Origin of the sequence: Anaerococcus kampingae, assembly GCF_046365475.1 — a bacterium.
Lineage (GTDB): Bacteria > Bacillota > Clostridia > Tissierellales > Peptoniphilaceae > Anaerococcus > Anaerococcus kampingae.
On sequence record NZ_JBGMEF010000011.1, the window covers coordinates 67,417 to 77,974 of the forward strand.

Sequence of the window (10,558 nt, forward strand, 5' to 3'; positions counted from 1 at the left end):
TAATTAAATTCCATAATCACAAATATAGTATCGAATTATTATGTAAGTTTTCACTCATCTCTATACTCCAATACATCAGATATATCACATTTAAAATACCTACAAATTCTGCCAAGTATTTCCATACTCACATTTTCGTCTCGTCCCATTTTAGCTATGGTATGAGGAGTTGTGTTTATGGCTTTTTGTAAGTCTCGTTTATTCATCTTTTTATCTATTAATTTTTTCCATAATTTATCATAGGAAAATCCCATAATCCACCTCAATCTAGTCTTCTACTTTGTACAGTATTTCTGTAATATTATACTATATTCTATAAGTTAATCTTTGTATATTTTTATGACAGATTTATCCCCTCTTTTTTAATCGAAAATATATTAGAACAAGATTTTAAATATAGATTTATTCATAAAAAATAGCCCCTAAGGGCTAAATTTTATAAAACATCAATCTTATTTCTGATATCTCTCTTTAGGAAATATACGCATACCGAGCTATTGATAATTTCGCTAATCACAAAGGCCCACCAAGCTATATCTAGCCTACCTGTCTTTGTAAATAGGTAAAATATAGGAAGAAGTATAATGACCTGTCTTAAGAAAGACTGGAAGATTGGGAACTTCCAATTGCCAAGAGCTTGGAAGACTCCACCTACACCTACTACTGATGGGATAGAAATAATAAGGGATAGGGAAACTATCCTAATCATTGGTATACCAATATCTCTCATGACATCAGTGGCAGCAAAGAGGTCAAAAATTTGATTGGTAAAGGCCCACATGAGTATTATTGATAGGCCAACAATCGCAAAAGATGCTGTCATAGAAAGCCTGATTGCTTTTTTTATCCTCTCCTTATTTCTTGCTCCGAAGTTAAAAGAAACTATGGCAAGAAGGGCATTTGATATACCAAACATTGGCATAAAAGCAAAGGACTGGAGCTTAAACATAATACCATAAGCAGCTACAGCTGATGAACCAAAGCCATAAAGCATAGCATTCATGAAAAATAGGACAAAAGCACCGATACCACTCATTATTATTGATGGAAGGCCTATTGTAAATATTTGACTTAGGATATCGCCGTGGAAGCGGAACTTATGAAATTCGAAGTTAACTTCCTTATTCTTATGGGTGTGAAAATACACTCCGACTAGGGCTCCTCCTGTTTGGCCAATGATTGTCGCAAGGGCCGCTCCCCTTACGCCCATGGCAGGAAAGCCAAGTAGGCCAAAGATCATGATTGGGTCAAGAATAATATTTATCACCGCTCCTGTTCCCTGGGTAACCATGGTGTAAACTGTATTACCTGTTGTTTGGAGGGTCTTTTCAAAAAATATTTGGAAAAATACCCCGCCACAAAATATGAGCACTACAGATAGGTATTCTTCTGTATACTTAATTATCTCAGGGTCTTGTGACTGGCTACTTGCATAAAAGGATGTAAAAAATATTGCAAATAAAACAAATAATCCTGTAGCAAGGGCCGCTAAGATTAAGCCGTGAGTTGCAACTTGACCCACTCTTTTTTTATCATTCATGCCCAGATACCTTGAAATAAGGGCTGCAGATCCTACACCTATACCAACTGCCACAGATATCATTATATTTTGGACCGGAAAACACAAGGATACTGCTGTTAGGGCCTTTTCAGATAGCCTTGCCACAAATATTGAGTCGACCAAGTTATAGACTGATTGGACCAAAAACGAAATAATAATCGGCAAAGACATAGAGAAAAGAAGCTTGCCAACAGGCATGGTCCCCATTCTGTTTTCTGTCACTTTTGTTTCGCTCATAAAACCTCCTTTTGTTTTCTTTACAAGATAAAGAGATAGCCGCATTTTTTTGCTTCTATCTCTTCAAGCTTAGTCAAATAATTCTTTTTCTTGCCTTTTTAGGGCTTCTTTAACTTTCAAACTTCTCATAAAACCATCATCCATCTTGTTTATGATGTGGATGGCTGAGTTTTCATTTCTTTCTTTCTTGTCAAACTCTTCTAATAGTGAAGGATCTACATGGCTTCTTGCCACATCCTTGTTGATAGCTGTAAGCATAAAAGGCCTTTTGGTCCTCTCGCTAACAGATTTGCCTAAAACTAGATCATCTGTTGCTATCTTTATGAGGTTGACTCCGCCTAGGGTTGAATAATAGAAGGTCCTGCCTTGTCTAATATTCATCTCCAGGATATAAATCTTACCACTTTGACTATCTTTTTTAAAGTCTAAATTGAAAAGGCCCTCATAAGATAAGTTGGTCACAATCTCCTCTGCTAGGTCATACATAGCTTTTTCGTCATGGTCAACCTGGACTAGGTGGTTGCCTACCCACATAGGACGCATGTCTGATAGGAGATTTCTAGCAAGAACCATTGATATAGACCCATCCTTTGCCCTATATCCGTTTAGGGAATATTCGCTACCCTGGCCTCCGTGGATAAATTCTTGGACAATGACATGGCCTTGGTAGTCACTGTCGTAGATATTTTCTAAAACATCTAAGGCTTTTCTTTTATCCTTTACATGGTAGCCTTTTTGCTTAACTTTTATATCGCTTGCTATGAAATCATCATATTCATCAGCCTTTAGGAAAAGCTCGCCATCAAGGTCTAGGTCCTTCCAATTATCCCTTGCTGCCCTAAAGGTCTTAGGGTATGGTAGGCCAAATTTTTCCAAAAGCTTGTAAAATTCAGACTTTTTGATTAACTTAGCAGCCTCTTCTGGATTTGGATAAGGGACTCGATAAGAAAAGTCAAGCTTATCTATATTTCTTAGGAGCAAGTCTACATAATGCTCTGTTGGGGCGAAGAAGATAAAATCTTCCTCATCCCTTGCCTTAGCCAAATCATTTAGGGTTTTGACAAAGACCTCATCATCTGATGAAAAGTTCTTTGCTGTGTATATATCTGCTATCTTTGACTTATAGAAGGGCACAAGGACTGCAGAGCCAGCCACTATTGGCTTTTTGCCATAGGCCTCATAAAAGGACCTGGCCACCGAGTAGGAGTTGTGGTCTGTGCCTAGGATTATAGCATTATAGGTCATATTAATAGATAGATTCCCTTGATTTTTCATCTCTTTCCTTAGAAATTTGTGAGATGAAGTCTTCTACTTTGACATCTTTAGTTTCTTCGCCGTCTCTGTTTCTTACAGTTAGTAGGCCTGATTCGATTTCTTTTTCGCCTACTACTAGCATGTAGTTTGCTCTCATCATTTGAGCAGCCCTAATCTTATAGCCTACTCCCTCGCTTCTTGCGTCTACATTTACCCTAAAGCCAGCTTCTTTGATTTTGTCTGCTAGTTCATTTGCCTTATCTGCAAACCTATCTGCTACAGGGATGATTGTTACTTGTCTTGGGTTAATCCAAAGTGGGAATCTTCCTGCAAAGTGTTCTGTTAGGACACCGATAAATCTTTCGACAGAACCAAGTAGGGCCCTGTGGAGCATTACTGGACGTTTTTTAGAACCATCTTCATCTACATATTCTAGGTTGAAGTTGGCTGGTAATTGGAAGTCAAGCTGGATTGTACCACATTGCCATTCTCTCTTAGCAGCATCTAGTAGGTGGAAGTCGATTTTTGGACCATAGAAGGCACCATCGCCTGGGTTTATTTGATATTCTATATTTCTTTCTTCAAGGGCAGCCTTTAGTTGGTCTTCAGCAAAGTCCCAATCCTTGATATCTCCCATGAAGTCATCAGGTCTTGTAGATAATTCTATTGTGTATTTAAAACCAAATGTTGAGTAAAGAAGGTCTGCTAAGTCAATCATTTTGTAAACTTCTTCTTTGATTTGGCTTGGAAGACAATAAACATGGGCATCATCTTGAGTGAATGTTCTTACCCTAAATAGGCCGTGAAGAGTACCTGAAAGCTCGTGTCTGTGAACTTGGCCAAATTCTGCAAGTCTTATTGGTAGGTCCCTATAAGAATGTTGGTTAGATGCATAAGTTAAAACTGAACCTGGGCAGTTCATTGGCTTGATTGCGTAATCTTCATCATCTATCTTTGTAAAGTACATATTTTCCTTATAGTGGTCCCAGTGGCCTGATCTGTGCCATAGGGCCTCATTTAGGATAAGTGGTGTTTTGATTTCCCCATAACCATTCTTATCAAGGACACCCCTCCACCAGTCAAGGAGCTCATTCATTAGAATCATGCCGTTTGGATGGAAGAATGGGAAGCCTGGTCCTTCTTCATGGAAGGCAAATAGGTCCATTTCCTTGCCAATCTTTCTGTGATCACGTCTTTTGATTTCTTCTTGTAGGACTTCGTATTCTTCTAATTCTTTAGCCTTTTCAAAAGATATACCGTAGATTCTTTGAAGCATGGCCTTATCAGAATCTCCTCTCCAATAAGCACCTGCTATAGCTTTAAGCTTGATTGCCTTAATTTTCTTTGTTGATACAAGGTGTGGTCCCCTGCAAAGGTCTGTGAAGGCATCGCCCATCTTATAAAGAGTGATTAGCTCATCAGCTGGTAAATCTTCTATAAGCTCAACCTTATAGTCTTGGCCCTCTTCCTTAAAGAGCTTAAGGGCTTCATCCCTTGAGACTTCAACTCTTTCTAACTTAAGGTCAGCTTTGGCAATCTCTTTCATCTTCTTTTCAATTTTTTCTAAATCTTCTGGAGTAAATCTGTGTTCTAGGTCCATGTCGTAGTAGAAACCATCAGCTATGGCAGGTCCTATAGCAAATTTTGTCTCAGGCCAAAGCTCTTTGATAGCTGCAGCCATGACATGGCTTGATGTATGCCAGAAGATTTCCTTACCTTCTGCATCTTCAAATTTAACAACTCTAAAGTCGCTATCTTCATTTATAGGCTCTTCATAGCCCATAACTTTTCCATTTACAACAGCACCGACTGCTGCCCTATAAAGTCCTTCAGAGATATCCTTTGTTACATCTCCTACCAAGACTCCACTTTCATATTCCTTAACTGATCCGTCTGGTAATTTAATTTTAATCATAATTTTCTCCTTAATTTTTCAGATAGGCTCGAAATCAAAAAATCCTGATACCCCAAAGGGATATCAGGACGAAAGATTCGTGGTTCCACCTAATTTTAAACTCATTGAAAGCCTTATCGCAGCCATACGTCATGCTTATCTCACATGAAACTCAGGGTTGGTAGTGAATAAATTTATCAAAGCCTTGCACCTTCCGGCTCCTCTCTGTAGGTAAAATCTTATCCAAAGTCCCTTCATAGTCTAATATATGATTTCATTTTACTCAAAAGGAAAAAATTTGCAAATTATCTTAATAAAACTAAGATTATTTTTTTATAATCTTTCTAAACCTTTCATATGGATTTAAAAGCTTCAAAATTTCTTCACATTATAGTATAATTGTATTATATATAAGAAGAAAGGTAGACATATGAAAAAGGTATTGATAACTGGAGGATGCGGCTACATAGGTAGTCATATAGCAGTAGAACTTTTAGCCAAGGACTACGGAGTTGTAATTTATGATAATCTCATAAATTCTTCAACTATAGCCCTAGACAGGGTCGAAGAAATTTCTGGCAAAAAGCTAACATTCTATGAGGCAGATGTTCTTGATAAGGATAAGCTCATAGAAGTCTTAAAAAATGAAAAAATAGACGTGGTAATCCACTGCGCAGCCCTTAAGGCTGTAGGAGAATCTGTAAAGAAACCTCTAGAATATTATCATAACAACATCACAGGGACCCTCTCCCTCCTTGCAGCTATGAATGAAGTAGGATGCAAAAATATAATCTTCTCATCGTCAGCCACAGTCTATGGAGACCCAGAAGAAGTACCTGTAACAGAAGACTTCCCAAAAGGCGAATGCACCAACCCTTACGGCTGGACTAAGTCAATGATGGAACAAATCATGACCGACCTTTATACATCAGATCCTTCTTGGAAGGTAGTATTACTCAGGTACTTTAACCCAATCGGAGCCCACAAGTCAGGAAAAATTGGCGAAGACCCACAAGGCATTCCAAACAACCTACTCCCATACATCGCCCAGGTAGCAGTAGGAAAACTTGACTATTTAAGAGTCTTTGGCGATGATTATGATACACCAGACGGAACTGGAGTTAGGGATTATATCCACGTAGTAGACCTCGCCAAGGGCCATGTCCTAGCTTGTGATAAGATAGATGAGCTAAAAGGTGTTGAGATAATAAATCTTGCCACAGGCAAGGGCTACTCAGTCCTTGAAGTCCTAAGAGCCTTTGAAAAGGCATCTGGCAGAGAAATCCCTTACAAAATCGTCCCAAGAAGGGAAGGAGACATAGCAAGAACCTACGCAGATGCCTCAAAGGCCTACAGACTTCTTGGTTGGAAGGCAGAAAATGGAATCGAAGAGATGTGCGAAGATTCTTGGAGATGGCAAAAAAATAACCCAAATGGTTATGAAGAAAAGGAGTAAGAATGAAGACAAGTCTAGTGGTCCTTGCCGCAGGCATAGGATCAAGATACGGAGCAGGCATCAAGCAACTAGCCAAGATGGATGAAAATGGTTATACAATCATAGATTATTCAATCTTTGATGCAATCGAAGCTGGCTTTGACAAGGTAGTCTTTATCATAAGGCGTGACATAGAAAAAGACTTCAAAGAAATAATAGGCAATAGGATAGAAAAAATAATCGAAGTAGAATATGCCTACCAAGATATGAGTCTACCAGGAGGCTTTGAATCTCCAGCAGCAAGGACCAAACCTTGGGGCACAGTAGATGCAGTTTTATCCACCAAAGGCCTTGTAAAAGAGCCATTTCTTGTAATAAATGCAGATGATTATTATGGCAAATCAGTCTTTAAAGACCTCCACGACTTCTTAGTAAAGACTCCTGCCGATCAAAATGGCAAGCTTCAAATCGCCATGGCAGGCTATAAGCTTAAAAACACCCTATCAGACAACGGCACAGTCACCAGGGGAGTTTCAATAGGAAATGAAGATAACAAGCTAGTAAAAATTATAGAAACCCACGAAATCTCTTATGACAAGGAAGCTAAGACCTTCTCATCAAAGGAAGAGCTTGACTCTGACATCCTCAACCTAGAGTCCCTAGTATCAATGAATCTCTGGGCATCCTTCCCTAAATTTATAGACCTAGGCGAAGAGCACTTCATAAAATACCTAGAAAAAAACAAGGAAAATTTGGAAAAATGCGAATATGTCCTACCAGAAATGATAGATGAGCTAATAAGAAGTGACAAGGCAGAAGTAACAATAATCCCAACAAGTGAAAGATGGATAGGAATCACCTACAAAGAGGATTTGGCCCTAGCTCAAGAAGCCTTCAAAAAGATGCTAGATGATGGGATCTATCCAGAAAATATATGGTCTAAGTAAAAATAAATTTGAATTAAATTATAAGTGATATATAGTATTTGTGAAATTATAAAATTAATTAAGCAATCATTACAAAATAAACAAGGAGGCTAAAATGGCAGAAATAGTATTTGTAAGAATCGACGACAGACTTCTACACGGACAAGTGGCAAGAAGCTGGGTAAAAGAAGAAGGCGCTAACCTAATAGTAGTAGCAAATGATAGAGTAGCAGAAGATAGAGATACACAAAAGCTAATGAACATAGCTACCCCACTTTACGCTGACTCAAGATTTCTAAGCGTTGAAAACCTAATCGAAAAAATAAAAGATGACCACGACGGCAAAAAGGTACTAATCCTAGTAGAAGGCCCAGAAGATGCCCTAAAACTATTAGATGGCGGTCTTGATATAAAATCAATCAACGTAGGAAACATGAGAGAACTACCAGGCAAAGAAAAGGTAATTGACGATGTCTTTGTAGATGCAGAAGATAGAGCAAACTTTAAGAAAATCCACGATAAGGGAGTTAAGCTTGACCTAAGAATCCTATCAAGTGATGAATCTTCTGACGAAAATCTATTATTTTAATTTTAAAGCCAATCCAAAAGGATTGGCTTTTTTGTGCCCATTTTAAGATGAAAGGCCCTCAAAAGAAGATTTTTCAAGCCTTTATGGTAAAATAAGAATAAGTTCAAGGAGGATATATGAGAAAAATTAAAAACTTACTAGCCCTAGGCCTATGTGTACTAGCACTTTCAGCCTGTGCTAAAAAAGAAAAGCCTAAGGCTGATGTAAAAGAAAATACAGAAAATAAGCTAGAAAGTGTCATGGTAAAAGATGACATAGGAGATGCTTTGCTTAAATACACCTTTATAGACAAAAATATAAAAGATGAAGACAAAGCCTTCGTTTTAAGCGTCCTAAGACTTGTCGATGAGAAAAGAAGCGAGGAATTTTCAAATCTCTTGGCCGATGATTATAGAAAGCTAATGGATAATGATAAGATTGCCGCATCCTTTAAACCGATAGATGACTACGGACACATAGGCGGAATAAAGGCTATAACAAACGAAACAAGCGAGACTACAGATGGTACCATAATAAGGGTAATAAGCATAAATGAAGAAGGAAGCTTGGAATTTACTCTAGTTAGGAATAAAGATGGCAAGCTTACAAATTATCAAATAAGCCCATATTCCTTCGAAAAAGAGCAAAAATACATGACAGAAAAATACCAAGACGAGCTCCAAAAGGCCAACAACCTAGTAAATTTAATCTACAACCAAAGAAAAGAAGAATTTGACCAGGAAACTCCAGATTTGGCAGATAAGGAAGAAATCTACCAAGCCTTACAAGAGGCCTTCGATGAAGCTGGCGGAATCACAGGCATGGAATACCAATTCCTATCAAACCCAAACCTTAAAGACCTAAAGGATAAAAAAGACATGGTAAATATCTTCATAACAGCAGTATCAAAAGATAAGGACAACCTAGAATTGCTCTTTGCCTTTGATCAGGAAGGTAAATTAAAATCCATAATCCTAAAACCTAACCTAGAAGCAGAAGAATAGAAAAAAAGTCATTGCACAAACCTAGCAAAAGCTAGACAGGCAATGACTTTTTTATTCCTCTTCTTTTTTATCTTCATCTTCCTTCAATTTTCGAATCCTGCAGGCCTTAATCCTATTGTCTTCCATATAAAGAATTTTGATCTCGTAGCCATTATAGATAATGGTCTCCTTGGCATCCTTTTCTGGTATATAGCCAAGCCTATCTATAATAAAACCGCCGAGCGAATCGTAGTTTTCATTTTCTTCATCTATATCAATTGGAATCTTCTCATTTAAGTCCTTGATACCAATAGAAGCCTTGACCACAAAGACATTCTTGTTATTAATCTTGATATCAGGAATATCATAGTCAAAGGAATCCTCCATATCTCCTACAATCTCCTCGATCAAGTCTTCCATAGTCAAAACTCCAGAAAATCCACCATATTCATCGATAAGAATAGCCATATGGATGTGGTTTTTCTGCATATCAGAAAAGAGCTTGTCAGCTTCAATCTTATCAGGAGCAAAATGAGCCGGTCTTAAGATATCTCTAATATTAACATCACTAAGGCCAACCTTAGTAGCCTCCAAAAGATAGTCCTTGGTATAGATAATACCCAAAATATTATCCACATCATCCTCATAAACTGGAATCCTATTGTGTCTAATTTTGACAAACTCCTCAAGGAAAGTCCTATCCTTATCATTAATATCAATCATAAAGACATCAGTCCTTGCAGTCATAATCTCCTCAGCCAGGATATCATCAAAACTCATGATAGAATGAATCATCTTAGACTCCATAGGTCGAATAATTCCCTGGTCTTCTCCAATCTGGACAATAGATTTAATCTGCTCGCCAGTAACTTCCCTTTGTATATCCTTAGCCTTAATCCCAAAAATCTTCATAATAAAATTGGTAATAAGGTCGGTAAACTTAACCAAGGGACTGGTAAGGAAAATAACAAGCCTAGCAAGGCCGCTTGCCCCAGAAGAAAGGGCCATAGGATTTCTAACCCCAAACCTCTGCGGAATCTTGTCTACAAAAATTATCTTAATAATGATATAGGCAATAATTGTAAAAAACAAAACAGAAGAATCTGAAATAAAGGAAGCAAGCAGAGACATATCCCTTATCCTCTTAGCCAAAAAGGCGAGGGTAATAAGGGATAAAAAAGCATTAATCATAGCAAAAGACTGATTAAGCCTATCCTGATCAGTAACAAGCTTAAAAAGGCTAGCCGCCTTATCATCCCCAGACTCAGCCGCCTCCCTAAGCTTAGCTCCATTAAGGGAAATAAGCGAAGTATGTAAGCTAGTCAAAAATCCATTTAATAAAATTAATCCAATTGTAACTAAAATCGTAATCAAACTGTGGTAGGGCCCAGTTTCCATAAAAATCTCTCCTTATTGTAAAATAATCAATTACTATAACTATATCAAGTGTTGGGGCTAAAGTCAAAGACTTGTTTTATCCAAGATATATTATTTTAGGGGGCTTTCCCCTAAAACCCCTTTTTTATTATTTAATATAATAATTTTTCGCTTTATTATCCAAGATAATATTATTATAGGCTTTAATTCTTCGTAACTTCATATTTTAATAAATTATTGTCATCAAGCTGATGACTTCGCCAAAGGGGGAGAGCCAAGGGAACGTTCCACATGTTCTGTAGGACTCCCCAAAAGTTGTAGCT

Annotated in this window: 9 protein-coding genes; 4 read left to right on the top strand and 5 right to left on the bottom strand. The window is 37.7% G+C overall.

Going from position 1 to position 10,558, the window contains the following annotated elements:
• Positions 1-50: 50 nt before the first annotated feature.
• The 4 genes from ACCQ42_RS02245 to thrS form a co-directional block, all read right to left on the bottom strand.
• Entirely contained in the window at positions 51-254 is a 204-nt protein-coding gene (locus ACCQ42_RS02245; RefSeq protein ID WP_410035229.1) for a helix-turn-helix domain-containing protein, read from the bottom strand.
• Positions 255-436: 182 nt separating this feature from the next.
• The gene (locus ACCQ42_RS02250; RefSeq protein ID WP_410035230.1) at positions 437-1,798 is read right to left on the bottom strand and encodes an MATE family efflux transporter; all 1,362 of its coding nucleotides are present in this window, start codon (positions 1,796-1,798) and stop codon (positions 437-439) included.
• Between the two features lie 69 nt (positions 1,799-1,867).
• Positions 1,868-3,073 carry a carboxylate--amine ligase gene (locus tag ACCQ42_RS02255; protein WP_410035231.1) on the bottom strand — a complete coding sequence of 402 codons (1,206 nt, stop codon included), beginning with the start codon at positions 3,071-3,073 and terminating at the stop codon, positions 1,868-1,870.
• Entirely contained in the window at positions 3,045-4,967 is a 1,923-nt protein-coding gene (gene thrS, locus ACCQ42_RS02260) for a threonine--tRNA ligase (protein ID WP_311530791.1), read from the bottom strand. Before thrS ends, ACCQ42_RS02255 begins: the two co-directional genes overlap by 29 nt.
• Before the next feature lie 409 nt (positions 4,968-5,376).
• Between thrS and galE the strand changes: the two genes are divergently transcribed.
• From galE to ACCQ42_RS02280, 4 genes are all read left to right on the top strand, one after another.
• Complete coding sequence (gene galE / locus ACCQ42_RS02265; protein ID WP_410035232.1) at positions 5,377-6,402, top strand: UDP-glucose 4-epimerase GalE; 1,026 nt, start codon at positions 5,377-5,379, stop codon at positions 6,400-6,402.
• A gap of 2 nt (positions 6,403-6,404) precedes the next feature.
• On the top strand, positions 6,405-7,328 hold the full coding sequence (locus ACCQ42_RS02270; RefSeq protein WP_410035233.1) for a nucleotidyltransferase family protein: 924 nt from the start codon (positions 6,405-6,407) through the stop codon (positions 7,326-7,328).
• Between the two features lie 94 nt (positions 7,329-7,422).
• A complete protein-coding gene (locus ACCQ42_RS02275) occupies positions 7,423-7,896 on the top strand; it encodes a PTS sugar transporter subunit IIB (RefSeq protein ID WP_265214549.1) in 474 nt (157 codons plus the stop codon).
• A gap of 116 nt (positions 7,897-8,012) precedes the next feature.
• Positions 8,013-8,879: a hypothetical protein gene (locus ACCQ42_RS02280; protein ID WP_410035234.1), complete on the top strand. Its 867-nt coding sequence runs from the start codon at positions 8,013-8,015 to the stop codon at positions 8,877-8,879.
• Positions 8,880-8,930: 51 nt separating this feature from the next.
• On the opposite strand, the gene ACCQ42_RS02285 is transcribed toward ACCQ42_RS02280, so the two are convergent.
• Complete coding sequence (locus ACCQ42_RS02285) at positions 8,931-10,256, bottom strand: hemolysin family protein (protein WP_410035235.1); 1,326 nt, start codon at positions 10,254-10,256, stop codon at positions 8,931-8,933.
• Between the last annotated feature and the right edge of the window lie 302 nt (positions 10,257-10,558).

Bases quoted from the DNA above. Each gene is read 5' to 3' on its own strand.
- ACCQ42_RS02245 (WP_410035229.1), bottom strand. From the start codon at position 254: ATGGGATTTTCCTATGATAAATTATGGAAAAAATTAATAGATAAAAAG.
- ACCQ42_RS02280 (WP_410035234.1), top strand. From the start codon at position 8,013: ATGAGAAAAATTAAAAACTTACTAGCCCTAGGCCTATGTGTACTAGCA.
- galE (WP_410035232.1), top strand. From the start codon at position 5,377: ATGAAAAAGGTATTGATAACTGGAGGATGCGGCTACATAGGTAGTCAT.
- ACCQ42_RS02255 (WP_410035231.1), bottom strand. From the start codon at position 3,073: ATGAAAAATCAAGGGAATCTATCTATTAATATGACCTATAATGCTATA.
- ACCQ42_RS02270 (WP_410035233.1), top strand. From the start codon at position 6,405: ATGAAGACAAGTCTAGTGGTCCTTGCCGCAGGCATAGGATCAAGATAC.
- ACCQ42_RS02250 (WP_410035230.1), bottom strand. From the start codon at position 1,798: ATGAGCGAAACAAAAGTGACAGAAAACAGAATGGGGACCATGCCTGTT.
- ACCQ42_RS02285 (WP_410035235.1), bottom strand. From the start codon at position 10,256: ATGGAAACTGGGCCCTACCACAGTTTGATTACGATTTTAGTTACAATT.
- ACCQ42_RS02275 (WP_265214549.1), top strand. From the start codon at position 7,423: ATGGCAGAAATAGTATTTGTAAGAATCGACGACAGACTTCTACACGGA.
- thrS (WP_311530791.1), bottom strand. From the start codon at position 4,967: ATGATTAAAATTAAATTACCAGACGGATCAGTTAAGGAATATGAAAGT.